This is a genomic window from Streptomyces zaehneri (assembly GCF_032248645.1).
Lineage (GTDB): Bacteria > Actinomycetota > Actinomycetes > Streptomycetales > Streptomycetaceae > Streptomyces > Streptomyces coriariae.
In genome coordinates this window covers 102418-127602 of sequence record NZ_JASTTJ010000022.1, presented here as the reverse complement: position 1 = coordinate 127602, position 25185 = coordinate 102418, and the positions used below count along the sequence as shown (strand labels likewise).

15 protein-coding genes and 3 pseudogenes are annotated in these 25185 nt (G+C 72.1%); 7 read left to right on the top strand and 11 right to left on the bottom strand.

All coding sequences use genetic code 11. The features are described 5' to 3' along the window. Positions 1-217 precede the first annotated feature (217 nt). Entirely contained in the window at positions 218-4105 is a 3888-nt protein-coding gene (gene pglY, locus QQM72_RS30745) for a BREX-2 system ATPase PglY (protein WP_314224101.1), read from the top strand. Further along, on the top strand, positions 4102-7002 hold the full coding sequence (gene pglZ, locus QQM72_RS30740; protein ID WP_314224100.1) for a BREX-2 system phosphatase PglZ: 2901 nt from the start codon (positions 4102-4104) through the stop codon (positions 7000-7002). The genes pglY and pglZ overlap by 4 nt, the downstream gene beginning before the upstream one ends. A gap of 147 nt (positions 7003-7149) precedes the next feature. Here the strand turns inward: pglZ and QQM72_RS30735 are convergent, their stop codons facing one another. Further along, positions 7150-8196: a CBS domain-containing protein gene (locus QQM72_RS30735; RefSeq protein ID WP_314224099.1), complete on the bottom strand. Its 1047-nt coding sequence runs from the start codon at positions 8194-8196 to the stop codon at positions 7150-7152. Further along, positions 8193-10010: a GmrSD restriction endonuclease domain-containing protein gene (locus QQM72_RS30730; protein ID WP_314224098.1), complete on the bottom strand. Its 1818-nt coding sequence runs from the start codon at positions 10008-10010 to the stop codon at positions 8193-8195. Before QQM72_RS30730 ends, QQM72_RS30735 begins: the two co-directional genes overlap by 4 nt. 182 nt (positions 10011-10192) lie before the next feature. Between QQM72_RS30730 and brxD the strand changes: the two genes are divergently transcribed. The 3 genes and pseudogenes from brxD to QQM72_RS30715 form a co-directional block, all read left to right on the top strand. Then, a complete protein-coding gene (brxD, locus tag QQM72_RS30725; protein ID WP_314224097.1) occupies positions 10193-11542 on the top strand; it encodes a BREX system ATP-binding protein BrxD in 1350 nt (449 codons plus the stop codon). Then, on the top strand, positions 11542-13737 hold the full coding sequence (locus tag QQM72_RS30720) for a DEAD/DEAH box helicase (RefSeq protein ID WP_314224096.1): 2196 nt from the start codon (positions 11542-11544) through the stop codon (positions 13735-13737). Before brxD ends, QQM72_RS30720 begins: the two co-directional genes overlap by 1 nt. A 284-nt stretch (positions 13738-14021) precedes the next feature. After that, a pseudogene (locus QQM72_RS30715) lies at positions 14022-14570 on the top strand (alpha/beta fold hydrolase); the annotation flags it as partial. Here the strand turns inward: QQM72_RS30715 and QQM72_RS30710 are convergent. After that, positions 14563-14718: an alpha/beta fold hydrolase gene (locus QQM72_RS30710; protein ID WP_399079283.1), complete on the bottom strand. Its 156-nt coding sequence runs from the start codon at positions 14716-14718 to the stop codon at positions 14563-14565. The pseudogene QQM72_RS30715 and the gene QQM72_RS30710 sit on opposite strands and share 8 nt — an antisense overlap. On the opposite strand from QQM72_RS30710, the pseudogene QQM72_RS30705 reads away from it, so the two are divergent. Continuing rightward, a pseudogene (locus QQM72_RS30705) lies at positions 14714-15088 on the top strand (SLATT domain-containing protein); the annotation flags it as partial. The gene QQM72_RS30710 and the pseudogene QQM72_RS30705 sit on opposite strands and share 5 nt — an antisense overlap. 41 nt (positions 15089-15129) lie before the next feature. On the opposite strand, the pseudogene QQM72_RS30700 reads toward QQM72_RS30705, so the two are convergent. From QQM72_RS30700 to QQM72_RS30675, 6 genes and pseudogenes are all read right to left on the bottom strand, one after another. Then, positions 15130-15621, bottom strand: a pseudogene (locus QQM72_RS30700) (hypothetical protein). A gap of 107 nt (positions 15622-15728) precedes the next feature. After that, the gene (locus QQM72_RS30695) at positions 15729-17957 is read right to left on the bottom strand and encodes a bifunctional serine/threonine-protein kinase/ABC transporter substrate-binding protein (RefSeq protein ID WP_314224095.1); all 2229 of its coding nucleotides are present in this window, start codon (positions 17955-17957) and stop codon (positions 15729-15731) included. Beyond that, the gene (locus QQM72_RS30690) at positions 17957-20260 is read right to left on the bottom strand and encodes a bifunctional serine/threonine-protein kinase/ABC transporter substrate-binding protein (RefSeq protein ID WP_314224094.1); all 2304 of its coding nucleotides are present in this window, start codon (positions 20258-20260) and stop codon (positions 17957-17959) included. Before QQM72_RS30690 ends, QQM72_RS30695 begins: the two co-directional genes overlap by 1 nt. Further along, positions 20260-21111, bottom strand: a complete 852-nt coding sequence (locus QQM72_RS30685; RefSeq protein ID WP_314224093.1) for a hypothetical protein — start codon at positions 21109-21111, stop codon at positions 20260-20262. Before QQM72_RS30685 ends, QQM72_RS30690 begins: the two co-directional genes overlap by 1 nt. Before the next feature lie 101 nt (positions 21112-21212). Next, a complete protein-coding gene (locus QQM72_RS30680) occupies positions 21213-21632 on the bottom strand; it encodes a MazG-like family protein (protein WP_314224092.1) in 420 nt (139 codons plus the stop codon). Between the two features lie 84 nt (positions 21633-21716). Next, on the bottom strand, positions 21717-22262 hold the full coding sequence (locus tag QQM72_RS30675; RefSeq protein ID WP_314224091.1) for a DoxX family membrane protein: 546 nt from the start codon (positions 22260-22262) through the stop codon (positions 21717-21719). A gap of 227 nt (positions 22263-22489) precedes the next feature. Here QQM72_RS30675 and QQM72_RS30670 point away from each other — a divergent pair, with 227 nt between their 5' ends. Continuing rightward, positions 22490-22816: a nuclear transport factor 2 family protein gene (locus QQM72_RS30670; RefSeq protein ID WP_314224090.1), complete on the top strand. Its 327-nt coding sequence runs from the start codon at positions 22490-22492 to the stop codon at positions 22814-22816. Positions 22817-22887: 71 nt separating this feature from the next. On the opposite strand, the gene QQM72_RS30665 is transcribed toward QQM72_RS30670, so the two are convergent. Together QQM72_RS30665 and QQM72_RS30660 are read right to left on the bottom strand one after the other, a co-directional pair. Next, positions 22888-23580 carry an ABC transporter ATP-binding protein gene (locus QQM72_RS30665; protein ID WP_314224089.1) on the bottom strand — a complete coding sequence of 231 codons (693 nt, stop codon included), beginning with the start codon at positions 23578-23580 and terminating at the stop codon, positions 22888-22890. Between the two features lie 79 nt (positions 23581-23659). Beyond that, complete coding sequence (locus tag QQM72_RS30660) at positions 23660-25132, bottom strand: ABC transporter permease (protein WP_314224088.1); 1473 nt, start codon at positions 25130-25132, stop codon at positions 23660-23662. Positions 25133-25185: the final 53 nt, after the last annotated feature.

Below are 25185 nucleotides of genomic sequence, written 5' to 3'. Positions count from 1 at the left end.
CGGTTGATCGATCGGTATGAAGGCGGGTATACAGCGCAAGGGGGAGTAAGCGCCTGCCCGGCGGCCGGAAGCTTCCGGTGCGGGTGGGTAGCAGCCCGCCTTCGCTGTGGTCGGTCGGCTTCGCTGTCCCCGTCGGTCGGCCGAACAGGCAGCGGACATCCCGCACGATCGAGGACGAGCGGTGGCGGAGACCACCAGATGGAGAGCGTGACCGGTAATGGCCCAGCAGCCGCCCCTCCTCCGCGATGTCATCGACATCAAGGAGAACATCTCCACCTCGGACTTCGTGCTGTCCCTCGCCGAGGCGACGACACCCGAAGGCGCCCAGAACGCGCTCAAGGACTACGTCGTCACCGAGAGACTGCTGGAGAACTTCGACGAGGCGCTGGCGCTCATCAAGTCCTCGCTCGACGGGCACCGGTCCAAGGCGGCCTACCTGCACGGTTCGTTCGGTTCCGGTAAGTCGCACTTCATGGCCGTGCTGTACGCGCTGCTCAGCGCCGACCCGGCAGCCCGTGCCCGCACCGAGTTCGACCCGGTGCTGACCAAGCACGAGTGGCTGACCACGGACGGCAAGAGGTTCCTGCTCGTGCCGTACCACATGCTCGGCGCGAAGGCCCTCGAACAGCGGGTGCTCGGCGGGTACGTCACGCACGTCAAGAAGCTGCACCCGGACGCCCCGACCCCGCAGGTGTACCGGACCGACTCCCTCTTCGCCGACATCCGCGCCAACCGTGCCACCTACGGCGACGAGGCTGTCATCCGCGGCCTGGGCGGCGGCGACGCGGGCGACGGCGAAACGGACGAGTGGGGTGAGGGCTTCGCCTGGACCCCGCGGCTCCTCGACACCGCCCTCGCCGCCGAGGAGAACCACGAGGGGGGCACCCCGCTCAACCTCCGCAATCCCTCCACCCCGGCCGAGTTGCGCGCGAAACTGGTCAACGACGCCGGCACCAACCTTTTCCCCGGCTTCGCCAAGAACGCCGTCGAGAACGAGCACGGCTTCATCTCCCTGGACGCCGGTCTGTCCGTCATCGCCGAGCACGCCAAGTCGCTCGGCTACGACGGCCTGATCCTGTTCCTGGACGAGCTGATCCTCTGGCTCGCGACCCTCATCCACGAGCAGAAGTTCGTGGCCCGCGAGGCGAGCAAGATCACGAACTTCGTGGAGGGCGGCGACGCCCGCCGCGCCATCCCCGTCGTGTCGTTCATCGCCCGCCAGCGCGACCTGCGTGAGCTCGTCGGTGAAGAGGTGTCCGGCGCGGCGGAGGCCTCCATCCAGGACACCCTGAACCTGGCCTCCGGCCGGTTCGACAAGATCACCCTGGAGGACCGCAACCTCCCACAGATCGCCCACGCGCGCATCCTCAAGCCGAAGGACGCCGAGTCGGAACGGCTCATCGACGCGGCCTTCGAGCAGACCAAGCGGGTCGGCACCCAGGTCTGGGACACCCTCCTCGGCTCGGAGAAGGGCACGACCGGCGCGGACGCGGAGTCGTTCCGGCTGACGTACCCGTTCTCGCCGGCGTTCATGGACACCCTCGTCCACATCTCGTCCGCGCTGCAGCGCTCACGTACCGGTCTGAAGCTGATGGGCGAACTCCTCGCCGACCACCGGGGCGAGATCCGGCTCGGGCAGCTCATCCCCGTCGGCGACCTCTACCCGGTGATCGCCAAGGGCGGCGACAAGCCGTTCACCGACAGCCTGAAGGTCGTCTTCGAGGCCGCCGACAAGCTCTACAAGACCAAGCTGCGACCCTACCTGCTCAGTTCGTACGACATCACCGAGGACGACGTCGAGCAGTACGTCAACCGGCCCGACGCCATCACCGACCCGCAGCGCCTCAACCGCTGCCGCATGTTCGTCGGCGACAACCGGCTCGTGTGCACCCTGCTGCTGTCGGCGCTCGCGCCCAGCGTGCCCTCCCTGGCCGAGCTGACCATCCGGCGGCTCGGCGCGCTCAACCACGGGTCGGTCCTCGCGCCGATCCCGGGCGCCGAGGTCGGCATCATCAAGAACAAGGTCGCCGAGTGGGCGGCCCGGTTCCCCGAGATCAAGGAGACCGGCACCGACGCCAACCCCGGCGTACGGCTGGAACTGTCCGGCGTCGACGTGGACTCCGTCATCGCCAACGCCCAGGTCAACGACAACCCCGGCAACCGGGTCGCCCTCGCCCGGCGTCTGCTGTCCGAGGAACTGGGCGTCGAGCACGGGCAGTTGAGCGACCAGCTCGGCTTCACCTGGCGCGGTACCTCCCGCACCGCCGAGATCGTGTTCGGCAACGTCGCCGACGAGGACGAGCTGCCCGACCACGACCTGATGCCCCAGGAGGACGGTCGCTGGCGTATCGCCATAGACCTCCCCTTCGACGAGGGTGAGTGGGGCCCGGTCGAGGACGTCAACCGCATCCGGCGGCTGCGCGAGCGCCAGCAGGGCGAGCGGTCCCGTATCGTCGCCTGGCTGCCCGCCCATCTGTCCGCGCAGCGCTTCGCCGACTTCCGGCGTCTCGTCGTCATCGACAAGGCCCTCGCCGACGAGCACCGCTTCGACACCCAGTACGCGGGCCACCTCAACGCCGACAACCGCAGCCGCGCCAAGGGCCTCCTCGAAACCCAGCGCGAGGCTCTGCTCAAGCAGGTCAAGGGCGCCTTCAAGCAGGCGTACGGGCTCGCCCAGAAGCAGGCCGCCGACGTCGTACCCGACTTCGACGACCACCTCGTCCCACTGCCCGACGTGGACGGCCTCACCCTGTCCTTCGGGCAGAGCCTGCACGACGGCATCCGGCATGTCGCGGGCAAGCTGCTCGCCCACCAGTACCCGGCGCACCCCGACCTCGACCCCGACGGCACCGGCACCGCCGTCAAGTCGATCGACACCAAGAAGGTGTTCACCCACGTCCGGTCCGCCGCGGAAGCCCGTGACGGCCGGGTGGAGGTCCCGGCCGCCGACCGCAAGCTCATGCAGCGGATCGCCGGACCCCTGCGCCTCGGGCAGCAGAAGGAGGCGTACTTCGAGCTGTCCCGCTACTGGGCCGACCACTTCCGCCAGCTCGCCAGCGCCCAGGGGGTCACCGGGGACCTGTCCCTGATCACCCTCACCGACTGGACGGACAAGCCCGACCCGCGCGGTCTGCCCGACTTCCTCGCCCGGCTCGTCGTCGCCTCCTTCGCCGAGATGGACGACCGGGTGTGGGTGCGCGGCGGCACCGTACTCGACCCCGCGCCCGAACTGTCCGCGATCAAGGACCATGACGCGCTGCGCAGCCAGCCGCTGCCCGCCGAGTCCGACTGGGACACGGCACGGCAGCGCTTCGAGACGATCTTCGGGCAGAAGGCTCCCGCCCTGCGGCGCGGCCGCATGGTCAACCAGTTCGCCCGCCAGATCATCGAGGCCGCCCGCGCCCACCGGGACCACGCGGCGGACCTGGTGCACCAGCTGGAGGCCCACGCCTCCTTCCTCGGCCTCGACCAGACCGCCGACACCGGACGGCTCGCCCTCGCCCGCCGCTCCCTGCAACTGCTGGACGCGCTCACGGCGGAGGCCGGCAAGGGCGCGGCCGGGGCGAAGAAGACCGTGGAGGCCCTCGCCTCCTTCGACCTGGGCGAGACCAGCGCCGACCGGTACGGCACCTCCGTCAAGCAGGCCCGCGGCGTCGCGGAGGCCGTCGCCTCCGCGCCCTGGAGCACCCTCGAACTCGCGGCCGGACTCGGCCCCGAGGGCGCGGCACTGCTCGACTCGCTGCGCAACGTGGCCCGCGACGACCAGCGCACCGCGGACCTGCGCGACGCCCTGGCCCGCACCCAGCGCGAGGTCGTCGCCCTGGTGAAGCGCAGCCAGGCCGCCGCCACCCCGCCGCCCGCGCCCGTCGCGCCCCGGCGCACGGCCGACGACCTGTCCCTGAACACACCGACCAGCGACCCGCGCATCCCCTACGCCCCCCAGGAGAGCCCCACACCGGCTTCCTCCGGCGGCTCCGCGCGAACGGCCGGTGGCCGCCGTACGACCGCGGCACGCGCCGCCGCCGACCTCCAGGCCGAACTGTCCGAACTGGCCGCCCGCCACCCCGACGCGACCATCGAGATCACCTGGAAGGTCGTCGAATGACGGACACCGTCGCCGCCGTCCCGGGCGCCGTCCGGCTGAACACCGCGACCGTCACCCAGTACCTGTCCTCGCAGTCCTCCCTCGCCACCTCCCTCACCGGAGACGGCGGGGGCAGGCGCCGGGTCGTGCTGCTGCGGTCCGCGCCCCAGTGGGACGGGCCCGCCGAACCCGCCTGGGGCGAGGGCCGGACGGCCGGCGTCGCGGTGGCTCCCTCACCGCTCGCCGTCCACGAACTCGTCCTCGACCACCTGACGGGCCGGCGCCCCGGCCCCGCCGTCCTGGTCGTCCTCACCGACCGCGAGCAGAACGAACTCGACCCGGCGATCACCGCCCGCGTCCACAAGCAGCGCATCGACATGGTCGACAGCTGGGACGTCGTGCGGGAGGCGTTCGGCGCCCGGCAGATCGACCCGCGCCTGAAGGACGTCAACTGGGCCGCCGAAGCCCTGCTCGACGCCACCCCGCCCGGCGGCTGGCCGCCGGTGCCCGGCGGCTGGCTGTCCCGGCAGTACGCCCTCACCGCACTCGCCCAGCGCCGCCTGCGCCTCGGCCGCTACGACACCGAGGGCGGCACCCGACGCCCCGGCGAGGACCGGCTCGACGCGCAGACCCTGCTGCACTGGTCGACCCGGCCCGGAGCCCCCGAGCGGCTGCCGGGCCTGCGGGGTCCCGAGCGCGCCGGGCTGACCGACTTCCTCGGCGAGGAGGACCAGGCCGGTCTCGCCGGACGCGCCCTGCTCGCTCTCGTCGACGCCGAGCGCGGCGCGGACGCCGCCGCCTTCGGCCTCGTATGCGCGGTCCTGTGGCAGCACGCGGAGCCCGCCCCCGAGACGTACCAGGCACGGGGTCGTGCCGAACGCTACCTCGGCGATCAGCCCCCGGCCGTCGGCGAACAACTCGACACCCTGGTGGGCGTCTTCGGCCGGGCCGCCGAGGAGTACGTGAGCACGCTGCTGACGGCCGGCCACCGGGGCGGCGGCGACGCCGACCAGGCCCGCGAGGCGCGCCGCACCAGCGGCATCGTGCTCGACCGGGCCGCCGTCCTGGCCCGCCAGTTCGGCGCGGAGGCGGCCGTCGCGACGAGCCCCGTCCTGCGCGGCGGACTGGAGGCCCGGTTCACCGCCGTCGGCCAGGCACTCGCGGCGGGCGACGAGGCCGCGCTCACGGAGGCCGTCCGACTGCTCGCGGACCACCGGCTCGCCGCCGACCCGGAGGAGTCCGCCCGCATCGAACGCGCCCGCATGGGGCAGCGTCTTGCTCTCTGGCTGGCCACCGACCCGTCCGCCGACGCACCGACCGTCGCCGACGCCATACAGCGGCACATCGCCGAGACCGGCTGGGCCGACCTCGCCCTGGAACACATCGAGGCCGGTGGCGACCCGGACCCCGTCCTCAAGGTCGCCTACGACACGCTCGGCACGCGCGTCAGGGACCGGCGGCGGCAGATCGACGCGTCCTTCGCGCGCTCGCTGGCCGGCTGGACACGGGACGGCACCCGGCCCGGCGGCATGCTCACCGTCGAGACCTTCCTCGACCGGGTGGTCGGACCCGTCGTCCGGCGCGGGGAGGAGCGGCGGGTGCTGCTGCTCGTGCTCGACGGCATGAGCGCGGCCATAGCGAACGAACTCGGCGAGGAACTGCGCCGCTCCTGGGCGGAGTTCGACCCGCTGGCCGAGGACACCCCGCGTCGGCGGGCGATGGCCGCCGCCCTCCCCACCGTGACGGCCGTGTCCCGGACATCGCTCTTCACGGGCACCCTGATGAAGGGCGCCCAGGCCGACGAGAAGAGGATCTTCCCCGCGCTGAAGCTGTGGAGCGGGTCACCGGCCGCCGTCTTCCACAAGGACGACCTGCGCACCGAGACAGCGGGCGACACCTTCGGCCCCGCCCTCACGGAAGCACTCACCGACGGCAGGACCCACGTCGCCGTCGTCCTCAACGCCATCGACGACCGCCTCGCCAAGGAACAGAAGCTCGGTGACGGGGCCTGGCGGGTCGGCGACGTGCCAGGCCTGCGCGATCTGCTCCGGGTCGCGGCGGCCCAGGGCATGGCCGTCATCGTCACCAGCGACCACGGCCACGTCGTCGACCGGCACGGAACGAAGGCCGACGCGGCCACCGAGCCCGCGTCCGCGCGCCACCGCCTGCCCGGCGGCCCGCTCGGCGAACGAGAGATCGCCCTGTCCGGGCCGCGTGTGGTCTGGCCCGAGCCCGGCGCGTCCATCGTCGCGCTCTGGGACGCGGACTCCCGCTACACCGCCCTCAAGGCCGGCTACCACGGCGGGGCCTCCCTCGCCGAGTTCACCATCCCGGTGCTCGCCTTCCTGCCGTTCGGGGCGGAACCGCCCAAGGGGTGGCGGGAGTTGGGAGACCAGCGGCCACCCTGGTGGGCTTCGAAGGAGACGGGCAGGCCGGTGTCGGGCGAGCGTTCGGCTCAGCCGGCCGGCGCGGCTCCGAAGAAGGGCGCGGCGAAACCCCGGAAGAAGCAACCCGAGCCCGGGACACTGCCCGACGCGCTCTTCGACGTGGCGCTGACCACCGGAGGAGACGACGCCCTGCTCACACCGGTCGTCGTCTCCCGGACCGAGGCGCTCGTCACGGCGCTGCTCGACTCGGAGACGTATCAGGTCCAGCTCGAGGGTCTGGCCCGCAAGCCGCAGCAGGAGCAGGTCCACAAGGCCCTCGCCGCCCTGCTCGACGCGGGTGGCACATTGCCCGTGACCGCGCTCGCCCAGCGGGCGGGCATGCCCACCGCCCGGGGCGACGGCTTCGCCGCCGTCCTGAGGCAGCTCCTCAACTACGACGGCCTACAGGTGCTGGAGACCTTGCCGGACGGGCGCACACTACGGCTCCACGACGCGCTGCTGCGTGAGCAGTTCGCCCTGAGAGCAGGTTGACAGTGTTCGGGGTGCCTCCGGCGTTCGCGGCGAGGCACCCCGGAGCTGTATCCGGTGGCGTCCTGGGCCGAGCGGTGGGCTGCGAGGTGCCAGACGTCTGCGGCCCCACCACGCGGCACCCCTCTCCTGGTACTTCCACCCACCGCCTCAGGCTACGAACGCGCGCAGCAGCTTCGCGAAGGTGGTCAGCTCGTCGAGCAGCTCCTGCGGAAGCGGCTTCTCGTCGAAGTGGGCGATCCGGTTGCGGATGTCCTTCACTCGTTCCAGGCGGCCGATGAACCGTTCCCTGGGCATGTTGGGCCACTTCAGGGCTTCCCAGTTGGCATCGGCGCGCTGGGCCAGCGATGTCTTCGTCTGGTCGCCGTCAAGGAGTCTCAGATAGTCGCCGAACATGAGGTCGGAGACCTGGCCGGTGCGGTGCTCGGCCTTCTTGTTCGTCTGAACGGCTTTGATGGTCTCCTCGTCCAGTGCCGCGCCCAGGCAACGGCGCAGCAGGGACTCGATCTCCCCCACGATGAAGAAGGGCCGTGCCGCGCCCTCGAAACGATCCGTGACGTCGGCGGCGGTGACGACGCCCGAGAGGCAGCCGTCGTCGCCGCGGACCAGGACGTAACCGTGTTCGCGGATGACCGGCAGGGCTGAGAAGAACTCCTGGCGGGTGTCGGCGACCGGGAGGGAGTCCTTCTCCATCGCGTTGTCCAGCGTCGGCTGCTTGCCCGCCTCGTACATCTTGGCGACAGACCCCCAGGTGACCACCCCGTGGATCTGCGCCATGCCGGTGGTCACCGGGACCTGCGCGAGGCCCTTCGTGCGCATCAGGAATGTGGTCTGCGCCAGGGGCGTTCCGGGACCGACGGACACCAGGCCGCGCCGTGCCGACGGGATGTCCCCGAGCAGCAGACGCTGTGGAAGGGCGGCCGAGGGCAGGGCCTCCTCCGTCTCGTCCTCCTCCGCGTCGGCGGGGGCGGCCTGCGCCGGAATGGACGCGAGCGGCACCACGTCGACGTTGCTGCGCAGGCCGCAGACAGCGAAGTCCGGCAGTGTCGTCAGCCCGGCGTCCGTGAGCGCCTGAGAGATGCGGTGCACCGTCCGGTGATCGCGGACTCTGACCTGGAACAGGTCGAGGATGTCCTGCACGGGCACGGTGCTGCCCTTGAGCGCGGCGAGGTCGTGCCCGTTCGGTGCGGTCGTCATCGGGCGTCGCCCTCCGCGAGGTCACGGAGCATGGTCCTCTTGCCCATGGCGGCGTGTACGAGGTCCTGCAACTGCTTGGAGCGGTCGTTGTAGAACCGTTCGTAGTCGTTGTCGCGGAGTGCTTCCGCATCGATGAGGTGGGTGGCGAGCACATCGTCGAACCACTCGGGGCGCATGTCGGAGGCGGCGACCATCGTGGACAGGTAGGACGCCGGCGCCCCGGTCATGTCCAACGCCGCGCGGTAGGACAGAGGGGTCTTGTTCACGATGGAGTTCGTCGGCAGGTCCTGGCTGTTGCCCCTCCGGAACCAGGTCTTGGGGAAGATCTGCCGGACGTCCACGCTGTACTCGTCCAGCCTGCCGGGCTTGAGCGGGCTGTCCGTGTAGTGCCAGTCCACCGCCCCCTGCTTGACCAGCAGGGCGTAGATGCCCTTGTACGCGGCGCTGTTGCGGGTGGTGAGGCTGTCGAGGCGGTCGGCGAAGAAGAACGCGTCCGTGACGGTGTCGGGCGCTCGGTCGTCCTGCGCGATCCAGGGGACCAGCTGCTCGACGTCACGGGTGAAGCGGGTCTCGGTGGAGCCGCCGTACATCTCGCCGAGGACTCCGCACCAGTACCACTGCTCGGTCTTCTCCTCCGCTCCCAGGCCGTCCAGCGCCGTGTCGAGGATGGCACGGACGGCCGCGAGCGGGACGAGCTGCGTCTTGTACGGCAGGTCGCTCGGGCGGACGATGCACTGCCGTTCCAGGAAGTCGCCCACCCAGACGAAGGCTTCCGCGAGTTTCGGCGCCAGCCGGACGAAGTCGGCCAGCGGGAGGTCCAGCAGATCCCGGCGCTTGCACGACACCGTCGCCCCCGTGCCCGACTGCTTCCGCTCCCAGGTGCGTACCAGGGCGATGGCCTGCAGGAAGTCGATGCTGCTCAGCCCGTTCTCGATGCCGCCGTCCAGACGGCCGAAGACCGGGTACTTGGCCGCCAGCGCCTGCTTGATCTCCCGCCACACCTCGGGGAGCTGGTAGTAGTCCCCGGTCCGGTCCACGTACTCGGGGTCCCCGGCATAGGTCGCGGTGAGCAGTTCGAAGACGTTCAGAGGTACGCCGCCCGTATTGACGCGCTCGAACACCGCGCACACGGCGTCCATGGAGGTGGTGGCGGCAAGCCGGATCATCGGGACCTGGAAAGCGCGGATCTGCTGGAGGACCAACTCGTCGAACTGCCCCCACAAGTTCCAGTTCCGGTCCTCGTCCGCCTTGACGTACGACATCATCCACTGGTTCACACGCTGGGCGTCGAAGACGAGATGCAGAGGGAAGGCACCGGCCGCGCACTCGTTCTCCGTAGTGCTCAGATCCAGCACCACCGTGCGGTTGAAGTCGGTGCGGAGCACCTTGTCCGCCGGGACGGACAGGATGGCCTCGTCGCGGTCCGCGGCCGGGCCGACCGCCTTCGCGATGTCGACGTAGTACCACCGCTCGATGGGCTTGTTGCGGGCGTCCGCGGTCTCCACCGGGGCGTCCAGCCACAGGGCCTGGAAGAGGGAGGTGAGGCGCTGCTGCCCGTCCAGCAGCAGGAGGTCCGCGGCCGGATCCCCGTCCGGGCGTGCTCCGGTGAGCGTCCGGGAGCGGAATCGGGTGGCGCCGCCGGTCTGCAACGTCATCACCACGCCGAGCGGATAGTCCAGCGTCACCGTCGCGATGATCGCGCGAATCCGGTCGTCGTCCCACTTCCAGTTCCGCTGGAAGTCGGGCAACTGTAAGGAGCCCGACGCCACATCCGCGAGTACGTCCTTCAGTTTCACATTGTCGAGTGCCGCCACGTTCGTCCCACTCCCACCCCGGTGTATGTACGGAGAGTGATTCCAGCAGCGTCTATGGGTGACCGTCAACCGATTCAACGAAGTAGGCGCCCTGCCACGGCGCCGCGTACGGCGCGGACCGATCGATGGCCGCCTTTCGGTCCCCGTACGGGCGTGCCGGTGGAAATGGAAGACTGGCTGCCGTGAGCACCACCGGATCCCAGCGCCCCGCACAGGTGAGCGCCGCCCGCCGCCGCACCGTCATCGACGCGTTGCGGCGCGGTGCCGTACCCGACAGCGGACTCGACCTGCTGGCCACCGGACTCGACCGGTTCGAAGCGGCCCTGGACGCGGAATTGGACGCCGTGGCGTCCGGAAGCTCCGTGTTCAAGGCCGTGCGGGGTGAGTACGGGTCCGGCAAGACGTTCTTCACCCGCTGGCTGGGAGAGCGGGCCAAGCGCCGCAACTTCGCCGTGGCCGAGATCCAGGTCTCGGAGAACGAGACCCCGCTGCACCGGCTGGAGACGGTCTACCGGCGGCTCACCGAACGGCTCACCACCTCCAGTTTTCCGCCCAGCGCGCTGCGGCCCGTGATCGATGCCTGGTTCTACGCACTGGAGGAGGACGCCCTCGCGGCCGGCGCGACCGAGGACGAGCTTCCGGCCGAGGTGGAGAAATTGCTTGCCGCCCGGCTCGCCGAGGTCTCCCGGCACGCTCCGTCCTTCGCCACCGCTCTGCGCGGCTACCGGGCCGCCCTCGCGGACGGCGACGAGGCGACCGCCGCGGCCGTCCTGGCGTGGCTCGGCGGCCAGCCGCACGTCGCGGCCTCCGCCCGCCGGACCGCCGGGGTACGCGGCGACCTCGACCACTTCGGCGCCCTCGGGTTCCTGCAGGGGCTCCTCACCGTGCTGCGCGACTCCGGGCACACAGGGCTGTTCGTCGTCCTCGACGAGGTGGAGACGCTGCAGCGGGTCCGGTCGGACGCCCGCGACAAGGCACTCAACGCGCTGCGGCAGCTCATCGACGAGGTCCACTCGGGCCGCTTCCCCGGCCTCTACCTGGTCATCACGGGCACCCCGGCCTTCTACGACGGTCAGCAGGGCGTGCAGCGTCTGGCCCCGCTCGCCCAGCGGCTGGCCACCGACTTCACCACCGACCCGCGCTTCGACAACCCTCGCGCCGTGCAGATCAGGCTTCCCGGCTTCAACCAGGATTCCCTGGTCGGACTCGGCCTCACCATCCGTGACCTGTACGCCGATGCCGCAGAAGCGCCGGAGCGCGTGCGGAAGGCGGTCGACGACGTGTACGTCGCCGACCTCGCGGTGGCCGTCGGCGGGGCGTTGGGCGGGAAGGTCGGCGTGGCCCCCCGGCTGTTCCTGAAGAAACTCGTCGGAGACGTCCTCGACCGCGTGGACCAGTTCGACGACTTCGACCCCCGGCAGCACTACCGGCTCACCGTTTCCGGCAGCGAACTCACCGATGTCGAGCGGAACCTGGCCGCCACGGTCTCCGGAAACCCTGCGTCGGCCGATGACATCGACCTGGAGCTGTGATGGCGGACGCGGGACTCCCGGCCGGGAGGACGGGTGACGAGCATGCCGACGTTCTGGACCGACTCGACGCCGTCGTCCTGCATCACATCGTCAACACCCTCGGCTGGCCCGATCTGCGTCCCCTGCAGCGTGCGGCGATCACGCCGCTCATGGAGGGACAGGACGCCGTGCTGCTGGCTCCGACGGCGGGGGGCAAGACCGAGGCGGCCTGCTTCCCCCTGCTGTCGGCGATGACCGAACAGAAGTGGACCGGCACGTCCGTGCTGTACCTGTGCCCGCTCAAGGCACTCCTCAACAACCTGGTCGGCCGCGTCGACGGGTACGCCCAGTGGCTGGGGCGGCGGGCCGCACTCTGGCACGGCGACACCAAGGAATCGCAACGGCAGCGCATCCGAGCCGAGGCGCCGGACATCCTGCTGACCACGCCCGAGTCGCTCGAAGCGATGCTGATCGGCGTCAAGACCGACCACGCCCGCCTGTTGGGGAGTGTGCGGGCTGTCGTCATCGACGAAGTGCACGCGTTCGCAGGGGATGACCGGGGATGGCACCTGCTCGCCGTGCTCGAACGGTTGGAGCGGGTCACCGGACGGCCCATCCAGCGCGTCGGGCTCTCGGCGACCGTCGGCAACCCGGCCGAGTTGCTGCAATGGCTGCAAGGAGCCGGCGTCCGCAGCCGCACCGGTCAGGTGGTCGCCCCTGGAGTGCACCTGCCGGACACAGACGGCAGCGGACACGGCGGCAGGGCGAGTCCCGAGCCGTCCAGCAGGCCCGCGGGCGAAGTGGAACTCGACTACGTCGGCTCCCTCGACAATGCGGCCAAACTCATCGCGGCGCTGCACAGAGGGGAGAAGCGGCTCGTCTTCTGCGACTCGCGCCGCCAGGTGGAGGAGTTGGGCGCGGCACTCCGCGCACGCGAGGTGACTGTCTTCCTGTCCCACGCCTCGCTCTCCGTCGATGAACGCACCCGTTCCGAGCAGGCGTTCGCCGAGGCACGCGACTGCGTCATCGTCTCCACGTCGACCCTCGAACTCGGCATTGACGTCGGTGACCTGGACCGCGTCATCCAGATCGACTCACCGGCCTCGGTCGCCTCGTTCCTGCAGCGCATCGGCCGCACCGGCCGCCGTCCCGGGACTGTGCGGAACTGTCTGTTCCTCACCACCCGCAAGGACACGCTGCTGCAGGCGGCGGGCCTGTTGCTGCTGTGGTCGCGGGGCTGGGTGGAACCGGTCGTCCCTCCACCGGAGCCCCGTCATCTGGTGGCCCAGCAACTGCTTGCTGTCACCCTGCAACAGCACAAGCTCGGCGACCAGTTGTGGGACCGGCAGTGGAACGGTCTCGCCCCCTTCGACAAGTCGGCTGCCCCCATCCTGCGGTTCCTCACCGAGGAGGGTTTCCTCGACAGCGACGGTGGGATGCTGTTCGTCGGCCCCGAGGCGGAACGCCGCTTCGGCAAAAGGCACTTCATCGAACTCACCGCCTCCTTTACCGCACCTCCGCAGTTCACCGTCCTGTCCGGACGCACGGAGATCGGCCGAACCGACCCGAGCGTGCTCACCGAGGAACGCCCCGGCCCCAGGCGGCTGCTGCTCGGTGGACGCAGTTGGCAGGTCACGTACATCGACTGGCTGCGTAAACGCGTCTTCGTCGAGCCGGCCGACGGCGGCGGAATCGCCAAATGGATGAACGGCGGCGTCGCCGGACTGTCGTACGCCCTGACGCGCGCCATGCGCGAGGTGCTGCTGGGCACGGCGCCGCCCGTCTCCCTCACTCGACGTGCGGAGGCCTGTCTGGCCGAACAACGCGAAACCGACGCACCTGACACCGTCCACCCGGGCGGCACGTTGATCACGCGCGCCGGCTCCGACGTCCGTTGGTGGACCTGGGCCGGCTACCGTGCCAACGCCACCCTGGCGGCCACCCTCCAGTCGGTCACCGACCCCCTGCAACGGCCCACCGACAGCTGGCTGCGCCTGCGCGAGGATCTCACCCCGGAGGCCTGGCGAGTGGCCCGCGAGAATGTCGGCGAGAACCTCGTCCTGCCTGACGTGGACCGCCGGGCCGTACGCGGCCTGAAGTTCTCCGCTGCCCTCCCCGAACGTATCGCCGTGGCCACGGTGGCGGCCCGCTTGGCCGACTTCGACGGCGCCCGCTCGGTGCTCGGCGAGCCGGCGCGCTTTCAGTACGACGGCTGAATCAGCGAAGCTGCCAAGGCCGCTTCGACCCGGACGGCCGGGGTTGCGTCCGCTCCCGACCCTGGAGGTGGTCGGCGGGGTCCACCGGGGTGACCTCGAGGCCGCCCTGCCCCGGGCGGCGGGCGGCGGGCGGTCCGGCGAAGGGCGGCCGTGGCCGCGGACGACCCCGCGCCCGGGTGCCCTACGGCTGTCCGGCTTGCCCGTGTATCCGTTTCGTCCCCGGGAGCCGCGGGCAGATTTTGGGCACGTGGTCCCGGTCTTGGACACGGGAGGGGAACGCGGCGGTGCCTGATCAGGTACGGACGACGAGCGGTCGCCGGTTGAGCGTGGAGACCTCGGGGGACCCCGAAGGCCACCCGGTGTTCCTGCTGCACGGCATGCCCGGCAGCCGCGTCGGGCCGCGCCCCCGCCCGATGTTCCTCCACCAGCGCGGCACCCGGCTCATCAGCTTCGACCGTCCCGGCTACGGAGGTTCGGACCGCAGCCCCGGTCGCCGGGTCGTGGACGCCGTGGAGGACGTGGCCGCCGTGGCGGACGCGCTCGACCTGGACCGGTTCGCGGTGGCGGGCCGCTCCGGCGGAGCCCCGCACGCTCTCGCCTGCGCCGCGCTCCTGCCCCGTCGGGTGACCCGGGCGGCAGCGCTGGTGGGGCTCGCGCCACGGGACGCGCAGGGGCTCGACTGGTTCGCGGGGATGGCTCCGTCCAACGTGCGGGAGTTCCGAACGGCCCATACCGATCCCGAGGGGTACGCGGCGGGGCTCTTCCCCCGTTCGGCCGCCATCCGCGACAACCCGGCCCGGTTGCTGGAGGAGCTCAGCCCGGTGCTCACCGACGCAGCGCCGCGAAATGCGCCGCCTGCGGGTCGAGGACGGCCGTGGCCCGGGGAATGCGCTCGGCCAGCCAGGCGAAGTGGGAGGCGGGCGAGAACACGTCCTTCGCGCCGTGGCAGAGCAGCACCGGCACCCGAATGTGCGCGGTCATGGAGCAGTCGAGCTGGTACCGGAACCGGGCTGTGCGCGCCCATCGGGCCTCCGTGCGCTGGTCCGCGCTCACCGCCGTGCTGACCCTGCTCGCCCTGACGGCCGCCGTGCTACGGGCCGCGGGAGTCATCGGCGGCTGGGACCTGGCGGGCCTGCTGAGCGCGGCCGCCGCGGCCGGCGTCGCCTGGCAGCAGGTGCGTCGGCACGGGCCGTTGACGTACGCGCACTCGCTCATCGAACAGGACCTGGAGACGTCGAGGATCGCGATGTCCACCACCGTCACGGAGGACGGCTGGGCCGAGGCGGTGGCCGAGGCGGAGCGGCTCGTGTCGCCGTCGCACACGGAGTGGCTGGTGCGCTTCGGGGGCTGACCGGCAACGGACATCCGTTCCCGGTCGCACCTGGGCCGGGGTCAGTCCCTGCGGACGCCCGACTGCCACAGCACCGTCACCGGAACGCCCCGGCTCCGGGCGTACGCCACGACGTCGCCCGTGCCGCCCGGACCGCGGGCCGGGCACCCGTCCCACACCGCGATCAGACGGTCCGCGTGGTCGACGATCCAGCGCCCCGCCGCGCAGTACGCCTCCTCGTGCGTCGCCTCGGGCGGCAGGTCGACGCGGGCCGCGCACGACCCGAGCAGTCGGCGGTACGCGGTCCTCGCCTCGTCGTCGTCCAGATGGGCCTCGTGGTCCAGCCCCGGAATGACGGCTGTCACCGGCAGACCGTGGTCCAGGGCGAGGTCCGCGAACAACTGGTCGGCGCCGGCCGCGAGGCTGCTGAGGATTTCCAGCTCGTCCCCGGCGGCGAGCTACCGGAGGATGCCGCGACGGACCGACGGCAGGAGCCGGGCCGGGATCGAACGGTGGCCGGTGACACCGAGCCTGACGACTGCGGGACGCGCCATTCGCTCCCCCTCCCCTGTACCGCCGACCACCCTAACGTCGGACGAAGGCTCCGCACACGGCCGGACGGCAGCGGCCCGCACCCACCTGCCGCTGCCCGCCCGGGACTTCAGGAAACCGCCGCCTCCTGGTACTGCCCCAGGTACCGGAACGCGCCCCCGGTCGCCCGGAACACGAACATCGCGTCGTGGTTGTAGCCGTACCCCTGCTCGTACTTGACGGTCCTGCTGATGCCTGAGTACGTGATCTCGGGCATCCGGCGGGCGATCGCGCCCCGTTCCGTCACCGCCGAGCCGTCCTTGGCGCAGGCCTCGGCCAGGAACATCACGGCGTCGTAGGCCTCCGCCGCGTACCAGCCGGGGCCGGTGCCGTACCGGGCGCGGTAGGCCTTGGTGAAGGCGCGGGCCGAGGGGCGGACCGTCGGGTCGGTGAAGGAGGTGGCGAAGACCCAGCCGGTCGCGGCCGGGCCGGCCGAGGTGAGGAACCGCGGAGCGAAGGCGCGTTCCGTCGCCATCCGGGTGCCGGTGAACCCGGCGGTGCTCAGCGCCGACGCGAGTCCGGCGCCCCGGGCCGCGTCGCCGGAGAAGAGGACCGCGTCCGCCCGGGCGGACATCACCGCGGCGGCGAGCGAGGCGTAGTCGATCTTCCCGGCGGGGACCCGGGTCACCGTGGCGTCCCGGCCGGACTGCCGCAGCGCGCGCTGGGTCTGGTCGCACAGGGACCAGGCGAAGTCGCCCTGCGCCCGGTCGTCCATGAGGAACGCCTTGCGGGCGTCGACGTGGTTGCCGAGGTAGCGGCTGCAGGGGGCGGCGAGGAGCGGGTCCGCGACGCGCAGCGCCGCATGGGAGTGGTGGAACTCGCTCTCCGCGATCGTCCTGCTCCGGGTGTCGGCGCCCACCGACACGGACACGACGGGCATCGCCGCCTTGGTGTAGGTGACCTCGGTCGAGAGGAAGCAGGCGTCGGTGGTGGGTCCCAGCACGGCGAGCACGTCGGCGTCCTTCGCCAGCCGGGCGGCCAGTTCGTCGGCCCGTTCCGGGTCGCCGCCGTCGTCGTACGTCCGCAGCTTCAGCCGGAAGGGGCGCGCGTTCTCGGCGTCGAGCTGTTCGACGGCCAGTCGGGCGCCGCTCAGCTGGGCGTTCCCGTCCTCCTTCCGGGCGCCGGTCAGATCTCCGTGGAAGGCCACGACCAGTTCGGGGCGCGGACGGCCGGTCCCGGACGGCGAGGCCGCTCCCGTCTTCGGCCGGGTGCTCCACCACCAGGCCCCGCCACCCCCCGCCGCCAGGACTCCCGCCGTCGAACCGAGGCGCAGGAAGCCGCGGCGGCCGACGGCGCGGGCGGGGGGCGGCGCAGCCGTGACGGCCGTCATGGTCGCGGCCTCCGGCGACACCGTCGGCACGGTGCTCGCCGGCGCGGACACCTGGGTCGGCTCGATCGTGCCGAGGGTCAGCACGGCGGCGGCCCGGTCGTTGATCAGCCGGGTGACCGGAGCGGAGAGCCACTCAGAGCGCTCGGCGGAGTCGGTCTCCGGCACCTCCTCGTCGAGTGTCCGGCGCAGGTGGGCGACGGTGGGACGGGCGGCCGGATCCTTGGCCAGACAGGCTCGCAGGAGGGGCGCCAGGCCGTCCGGGACCGCCGCCGGATCCGGTTCCTCGTAGACCGTGCGCAGCAGCATGCCGGCCGCCCCGCCGCCGCCGAACGGCCGGACGCCGGTCGCGGCGAACGCGAGCACGCACCCCAGCGAGAACACGTCGCTCGGCGGGCCGATCTCCCCGCCCCGCGCCCGCGCCTGCTCGGGCGACAGGAAGCCGGGCGAGCCGACGATCACGCCGCTGGAGGTGAGCGCCGTGGCCTCCGGCGCGCGGGCGATGCCGAAGTCGATGAGCCGCGGCCCGTCCGGGGCCAGCAGGACGTTGCCCGGCTTCACGTCGCGGTGCACGAGACCGGCCACGTGCACCGCGTCGAGCGCCTCGGCGAGCCGCAGGCCCAGCACCCGCACGGAGGCGAGCGACAGCGGCCCGAAGGCCTCCACCGTCTCGGAGAGCGAGGGTCCCGGTACGTACGAGGTCGCCAGCCACGGCGTCTCCGCGTCGGCGTCCGCGTCCAGCAACGGGACCACCCACGGGCTGCGCACCTGCCGGGCTGCCTCGACCTCGCGGCGGAAACGGGTCCGGAAGCCCGTCTCGTCGGCGTACGAGGACCGGACCGTCTTCACCGCGGCGATCGCTCCGCCCGGCGCACGGGCCAGGAAGACCACGCCCATGCCGCCGGCGCCCAGCCGCCGCAGCAGACGGTAGCGGCCGATCCGGGACGGGTCGCCGGTGCGCAGCGGCTCCATCAGGCGGTGATCGGCGCGGGGCCGCCGTACACGAAGTCGCCCTGCTCGACCCGCCAGAGAAAGCCACCGGTGCCGTCGATGACGAGCTGACCGGTCTTCTGGAAGGCGAACGTCTTCGTGATGCCCTGGTACTTGACCGCCCGCACGGCCGCGAGCAGGTTCGCCCGGGTGCGGCTCTTCGCGGGCAGCCCGGACAGGGCCTTCAGCAGCATCGCCGTCACGTCGTACGCCTCAGCCGCGTACCGTGGCGGCGCTTCCTCGAAGCGTTCGCGGTAGGCGGCGGCGAACTCCTCCGCCTCGGGCTTGCGGGTCGCGTCGATGACCGGAGCCACCATCACCCAGCCCTCGGCGGCCTCCTGAGCAGCCGTCAGGAACTGCCCGTCGAGCAGCGCGGGGCCGGACACGCGGGCACCCTGGAAGGAGCGTTCCCGCAACGTGACGGCGATCGACGCCCCCCGGTCGGCCAGGCCGGCGAAGAAGACGGAGTCGGCGTCGGCGGCGAGCAGCGCGTCCACCGTGTTCCCGAAGTCGCGCCGCAGCGCGCTGACCACCTCCGGCACCGACGGCTGCCCTGCGTCGACGAGGGACCGGCTCAGGGTACTGCCGAGCTCTGTGCCGTAGTTGCCGGCCGGGCGGTCGAGGACGATGCCGACCTTGCGCGAACGCGCCGTGCCCCGCAGGTAGTTGCCGGCGAAGACAGGCAGCACGGCGTCGGGCAGCCGGGCGTGGAGGAACGAGCGGAACCCCAGGTAGGTGAGGTTGGTCGCGCCGGGGGACACGCCGACGACCGGCAGCAGTCCCGCGTCGTACTTGGCGAGCGCCGTCTGCGCCGCGGCGTCCGTGGTCGGGCCGACCACGGCCAGGACCGCCGGATCGTCCGCGAGTTCCGCGGCGATCCGGGCCGAGACCGTCGGGTCGCCTCCGTCGTCCACGGCCCTGACCTTCACGGTGAACGGGGCGTCGCCGCGCGCGTTGAACTCCGCGACGGCCAGCCGCAGTCCGCGCTCCTGGGCCCGGCCCGTCTCCCGCCGCGGGCCGCTGAGGTCACCGTGCAGCGCGACGGTGTGCACCGGGCGCCCCGAGGACGCGGCGGCGGCAGGACCGTCGTCTCCCGAGTCGCCGTCCCGGGCGACCGCCCACCAGGTCCCGCCCGCGCCCGCCGCCAGCGCCACGGCCCCACCGGCGAGCAGGAGGAAGCGGCGCCGGCCGGCCGGCCGGGCGTCCTGCGGCTCCGGCGACGCGGACGCCCCGTGCGTGCCGGAGCCCGCCGGGTCGGCGTCAGCCGGGTCCGGGCCGGCCGGCCCGGAGTCCGCGGGCCCGGACCCGGCGGGCCCGGAATCCGCCGGCGCCGAGGTGGCCGACGCGGCCGACGGCACCTGCGTGTGCTCGATGTCCGGCAGCGCGAGCGCGGCGGCCGATCGCTCGGCGATCAGCCGGGTCACCGGCTCGGGCAGCCACTCGGCCGTCTCCGCGTCCCGCGGAGCGCCGTCGGCCGCCGGATCCCGCACCAGTTCCCGCGCCAGTTCCCCGGCGTCGGGCCGCCGGGCCGGGTCCTTCTCAAGGCAGCGCTCCAGCACCGCCAGCAGCTCCGAGGGCACCCCGTCGAGGTCCGCCGGATCGTGCACGGCCCGGTACAGCAGGGCGTCCACCGGTCCGCTGCCGAACGGTGCCCGGCCGGTCGCCGCGAACGCCAGGACACACCCGAGGGAGAACACGTCGCTCGCCGGGCCGATGCCGTCGCCGCCGTCCTGGGCCTGCTCGGGCGACAGATAGCCGGGAGTGCCGACCACCAGACCGGTCGCCGTGAGCGCCGTGTCCTGCGGCGCCCGGGCTATGCCGAAGTCGATGAGCCGGGGACCGTCGTGGGCGATCAGCACGTTGCCCGGCTTGAGGTCCCGGTGCACCAGACCGACCCGGTGCACCGCGCCCAGCGCCTCGGCCAGGCGGGCGCCGAGCAGCCGCACCCCGTGCTCGGCCAGGGGCCCGTACGCGGCCACCGCCTCGCCCAGCGACGGTGCCGGGACGAACGCCGTCGTCAGCCAGGGCGCCTCGGCGTCCGGGTCGGCGTCCACCAGCGGTACCGCCCAGGGACTTTCGACCCGCCGGGCGACCTCGACCTCCCGGCGGAACCGCTCCCTGAAGTCCGGCTCCTCGGCGTACTCGGCGAGCAGCACCTTCAGCGCCACCAGCGCTCCGCCCGGCGTGCGGGCCAGGTACACCACGCCCATGCCGCCGGCGCCGAGCCGCCCGAGCAGACGATGTCCCGCGATGAGCGCGGGATCCGACGAACGCAGCGCCTCCATCAGTTCTTCCCTCCGAGCTCGAACTCCACGCGGCCGAGCATCGTGCTGGTGGCCTGCGACGCGTACGTGTTCAACTCGCTCTCGGTGTAGCCCTCGGCGCCCTTCACCGACACCGCCAGGGTCACCGTGCCGAGCCGGGTGACGAACCAGAAGTACTTCTGCTTGGCCGTCCCGGTGAGGTAGGAGCCTATTTCCACGACCTGGTCGTCGGAGTAGGTGTTGTTGCCCTGGCCGTAGACATTGCCGGTCGACATGAGCTCGGATATCCGCTCGTCGGTGCGGACCTGCTGCTCCCGGCAGCGCAACGGCTCCTCCAGCGTGGTGGACAGCTGGTCGTCGGCGTCGAGCACCGTGGTGTGCACGGTGACCGCCGCGGTCACCTTGATCTCGCCCTTGCCCCCGGCGCCGGGAAGCTCGCTGTAGCGGGACAGGGAGGCCAGGACACCCTTGGGGAGAGGCCGGCGCTCCCACCGGCACTGTTCGTCGAGCACGGCGACGGTGCGCGCCGTGCTCGCGGCCGGCCGCTGGGCCCGGAAGTCCGCGCCCCACGCCTCCGGCCCGAGCGCGACCGCCGCCGCCAGCGCCTCGGCCTGCGCCTTCGTTCTGGGCACCTGGGCGGGGTCCGCCCGGAACGGGGTCAGCGTCTTCGCGTCACCACCCGTCGAGGAGGGGGACGAGGACGAGCCGGACGCGGCCGGAGCCGAGGACCGGGAGGATGCCGAAGGGCTCGGCTCGGCGCTCTTGTCGTCGTCCCCGGAACCGCAGCCGCCGAGCACCACGGCCGCCGCGGCCGCCGAAGCGACGGCCCGCCACGGCCAAGCCGCCCTGTCCCTGCCAGCGTTGTCGTCCATCCACGCCCCCTCCGCCTACGGCCCCCGCCTCGCGTGCGGTGATCGTACAGAGGGACGCCGGGAGCGGGCGGGCGGTTCGAAGAACAGGTGAGCTGCCGGAATCAGCGAACTCCGGTCCCGGCGCCCGCGCGCCCCACCGACCGCTCCGCCACCCGCGCTAGCTGCCCCGCGAACACCCCCTCCGCCTCCGGGGTGAGCGTCCGCAGCGCCACCAGCGCCGTGATGGCCACGTCGCACAGTTCGCCCTGCACGTCCTCCCACGTATGGGTGACGCCCTTGCGGGGGTTCTGGCCGGTCGCGCCGATGACCGCCTGCGCGACCTCGCCGACCTCCTCCGACAGCTTCAGCACGCGCAGCAGCAGGCCCTCGCGGCCGCCGTGTGCCGCGTCGGCCTCCAGCCAGGTCCACAGGGCGTCGACGGTGGCCCACAGATCGATGGGGCCGGCGGCCTCGGGCTCGGTGTCGCCGGAGGCCTCGGGTACGGGGGGTGCGGGCCTGGGGGGCCGGGGCTGGGTGCTCATGGAGGAAGGGTGCCAGGCCGGGACCGGCCCCCGGCAGCCCTTCGGCCGCCCCCCTCGGAGGGCTTCCCGGCCGTCCCCGGGGCCTCACTCCTCGAACAGCGCCTCCTGCTCGCCCTCCTCCTGCCTGCGCAGCCGCTTGTTCCGCATGCCGACGACCACCGCCGTCACCGCCGCCGTCGCGCCGAGCGCCGCCGGAACCATCCAGCTGCGGTCGACCGTGTGGCCGAGGGCGTGGTCGAGGGAGAGACGGCCCGGGCCGGTGATGGCGAGGCCCGCGGCGGCCAGGCCCAGGGAGGCCGCGTGCTCGTAGCCGCCGCTCTGCGCGAAGAAGCCGTTGGGGACGTGCACCGCGGACGCGCCCGCCATCGCGCCGGCCGCCGCCGCACCCGCGGCCGGGGTGGCCAGGCCCAGCGCCAGCAGCGTGCCGCCGCCGGCCTCCGCCAGGCCCGCCGCCGTCGCGCTGGCCTTGCCCGGGGCGTAGCCGACGGACTCCATGAACTGGCCGGTCCCTTCCAGGCCGTGCCCGCCGAACCAGCCGAACAGCTTCTGCGCGCCGTGGGCCGCCAGCACTCCGCCGGTGCCGAGCCGGAGCAGCAGCAGTCCCAGATCACGACGGTCGTAACAGGTCACGGTGACTCCCTGAGCAGAGAACGGCGGACGTGGACGTAGGAGAAGGAACAGCACGAGGAGCAGAACCAAGGAACAGAACCAAGGAACAGAACCAAGGAACAGAACCAAGGAACAGAACAGAAACAGCCCCCTCCGCGTTTCCACCGTCGCACCCCTCACACCCGTCCGGCCCGTCCTGGGCGCCGTTCGGGTGGCGGGGCCCGGACCACGGTGTGAGGGTGGCCCGTATGGCGATCCAGATCGACAGACTCAGCGACCCGGCCGTGCGGGCCTTCGTCGCCGCCGTCAACGCCCATGACGAGGCGGCGTTCCGCAGCCTGTTCACCCCCGACGCGACCATGGCGGACGACGGCTCCGACCATGACCTCGCCCAGTGGGCCGACCGGGAGATCTTCTCCTCCCACGGCCACATGGACGTCACCAAGGAGTCGGCCGGCGGGCGCGCCCTCATCGCCGACTACCGCAACGACACCTGGGGCGAGATGCGCACCAGGTGGAGCTTCGTCGTCGAGGACGACGGCCGGATCTCCCGTTTCGAGACCGGTCAGGCGTAACGCGGGAGACCACGGCCGAGGGGCCGTTCACCGCCGGGCAGGCGGTCAACGGCCCCTCGGACTGCGGCAGTTCACCAGGCGCGGGCGGCCGCCTGCTCCGTCAGGGTGAGTTGGCCGGCCTTGATGGTGGCCAGGCGCGGGGCCCGGCGGGCGATCGACGAGTCGTGGGTGACCATGATGAACGTCAGCCCGTACTCGTGCCACAGCCCTTCGAGGACCTCCATGATCTCGTCGCGCATGCCCTCGTCGAGGTTGCCGGTGGGCTCGTCGGCGAGCAGCACCTTCGGCTTCTTGACCAGCGCGCGGGCGATCGCCACGCGCTGCTGCTGGCCGCCGGAGAGTTCCGCCGGGGCGTGCGTGAGGCGCTCGCCCAGGCCGACCGAGCGCAGGGCCTCCGCCGCGCGCTCGCGCCGCTCCGCGGGCTTCACCCCGAGCGGGACGAGCGCCGTCTCGACGTTCTCCTGCGCGGTCAGTGTCGGGATGAGGTTGAACGACTGGAAGATGATGCCGATCTTCTCGGCACGCAGCCGGGTCAGCTTCGCCTCGCTGATCCGCGCCAGGTCGACGCCGTCCAGCTCGACGCTGCCCTCGGTCGGGCGGTCGAGGCCGCCGATCATCTGGAGCAGCGTCGACTTGCCGCCGCCCGTGGGGCCCTGGATGACGAGCTGGTCGCCCTGCGCGATCGTGAGGTCGATGCCGCGCAGCGCCTCGACCGTCTCCTTGCCGCGCGTGTAGCGCTTGGTGACGCCGGTGAGGTTGTACATGGGATCTCCGGGTTCTCCGTGTTCTCCGTCTGCTCCGTGGGGGAGACGACGGAATCCGTGACGACTGGTCGGGCGCGGGTCAGGAGACGCTGCGCAGCGCGTCCGCCGGGCGCATCCGGGAGGCGCGCCAGCCGCCCATCGCGCCGGCGATCAGACCGCCGGCGACCGCCAGGCCCACCGCGAGCGCGATCGTGGTGACGGAGACGGGGGCCGAGAGGGCGATCTCCATCGTGTTGGACGCGGACTGCTGACCGGGACCGCCGCCGCCGGGGCCGCCGCCCATGCCGCCACCGCCGGTGTTGCCGAGCTCGGCGGTCAGCTTCGGGCTGATCGCCGTCACCGTGTACGCGGCCGCCAGGCCCAGACCGATGCCGAGGGCGCCGCCGAGGAGACCGTTGACCATGGACTCGCCGACGACCTGCCGGGTCACCCGGCGGCTCGGCCAGCCGAGCGCCTTCAGGGTGCCGAACTCGCGCACCCGGCGGGACACGGCGGAGGAGGTGAGCAGCGCGGCCACCAGGAACGCGGCGACGAGGACGGCGATCGAGAGCCACTTGCCGACGCTGGTCGCCAGGTTGGAGGCGGTGGACAGGGAGCCGGAGACCGTCTCGGCCAGGTCGGCGGAGGTGGTGACCGTCGTACCGGAGATGTTCTTCGTGATCGTCGCCTTGACGGTGTCGATCTGCTTGGAGTCGGTCGCCTTGACGTAGATCGTGGTGACCTGGTCCGCCGCGTCGGCGAGGGTCTGCGCCTGCTTCAGCGGCAGGTACACGTCCGTGGTGGAGTCACTGCTGTCGGGGGTGGCGATACCGATGATCTTGTACTTGGTGCTGGAGATCGTCAGCGTCGAACCGACCTTGTACGAGTTCTCCTTGGCGTACGACTTGCTGACGACGGCGACCTTGGCGTTCGCCTGCGCCGTGGTGAACGTCACGCCCGAGGAGATCTTCGAGCTCGCCAGCGGGCCGAGGTCCTGGTTGGTGACGTCGACACCGGCCACGGAGTACGAGTTGACGTCGAAGGAGGCGCCGCCGCCCTGGACCTGGGGGGCCGCGGTGGACCCGCCGCCGCTGCCGCCGCCGGGGCCGCCCTGGCCGCCGTTGCCGCTGGTTCCGCTGGAGCTCTGTGCCTTGCCCTGGGTGAAGGAGCCGTCGACCTTGGTGACGTTCAGGGTGAGGGCGCCGACCGCGGCCGCCACGCCCTTCTGGTCGGCGACCTGCGTGACGAGCGCGGCCTTCAGGACCTGACCGCCCTGCGTCGAGACCCGGTCCGAGCTCTGCTCCGTGTCGTCGTCGTCCTCGCCCTTGGCGTCGAACTCGAATCTGGGGCCGCCGGAACTGTTGGCCGTGGGCGCCGTTCGCGCCTTGGTGACGGTCATGTCGGTGCCGAGACCGTACAGCGACTGGAGGACCTTGTCCTGAGCCTGTGTCATGCCGGCCGACACCGAGTTGACGGTGATGACCAGCGCGATTCCGAGCGCCAGACCCAGTGCGATGACCAGGGCGGCCTTCTTGCGCCGGCCCAGTTCACGCTTGAGATAGATGCCAAACATCCCGTTCCCTAAGGTTCTTGGCGCCCTCTGTGGGCGCGGCCACAACCTAGGGA

What these genes read in the sequence shown, in the direction of transcription:
- pglY (WP_314224101.1), top strand. Translation starts at nt 218, where the DNA reads ATGGCCCAGCAGCCGCCCCTCCTCCGCGATGTCATCGACATCAAGGAG.
- pglZ (WP_314224100.1), top strand. Translation starts at nt 4,102, where the DNA reads ATGACGGACACCGTCGCCGCCGTCCCGGGCGCCGTCCGGCTGAACACC.
- QQM72_RS30735 (WP_314224099.1), bottom strand. Translation starts at nt 8,196, where the DNA reads ATGACGACCGCACCGAACGGGCACGACCTCGCCGCGCTCAAGGGCAGC.
- QQM72_RS30720 (WP_314224096.1), top strand. Translation starts at nt 11,542, where the DNA reads ATGGCGGACGCGGGACTCCCGGCCGGGAGGACGGGTGACGAGCATGCC.
- QQM72_RS30710 (WP_399079283.1), bottom strand. Translation starts at nt 14,718, where the DNA reads ATGACCGCGCACATTCGGGTGCCGGTGCTGCTCTGCCACGGCGCGAAG.
- QQM72_RS30695 (WP_314224095.1), bottom strand. Translation starts at nt 17,957, where the DNA reads ATGGAGCCGCTGCGCACCGGCGACCCGTCCCGGATCGGCCGCTACCGT.
- QQM72_RS30690 (WP_314224094.1), bottom strand. Translation starts at nt 20,260, where the DNA reads ATGGAGGCGCTGCGTTCGTCGGATCCCGCGCTCATCGCGGGACATCGT.
- QQM72_RS30685 (WP_314224093.1), bottom strand. Translation starts at nt 21,111, where the DNA reads ATGGACGACAACGCTGGCAGGGACAGGGCGGCTTGGCCGTGGCGGGCC.
- QQM72_RS30680 (WP_314224092.1), bottom strand. Translation starts at nt 21,632, where the DNA reads ATGAGCACCCAGCCCCGGCCCCCCAGGCCCGCACCCCCCGTACCCGAG.
- QQM72_RS30670 (WP_314224090.1), top strand. Translation starts at nt 22,490, where the DNA reads ATGGCGATCCAGATCGACAGACTCAGCGACCCGGCCGTGCGGGCCTTC.
- QQM72_RS30665 (WP_314224089.1), bottom strand. Translation starts at nt 23,580, where the DNA reads ATGTACAACCTCACCGGCGTCACCAAGCGCTACACGCGCGGCAAGGAG.
- QQM72_RS30660 (WP_314224088.1), bottom strand. Translation starts at nt 25,132, where the DNA reads ATGTTTGGCATCTATCTCAAGCGTGAACTGGGCCGGCGCAAGAAGGCC.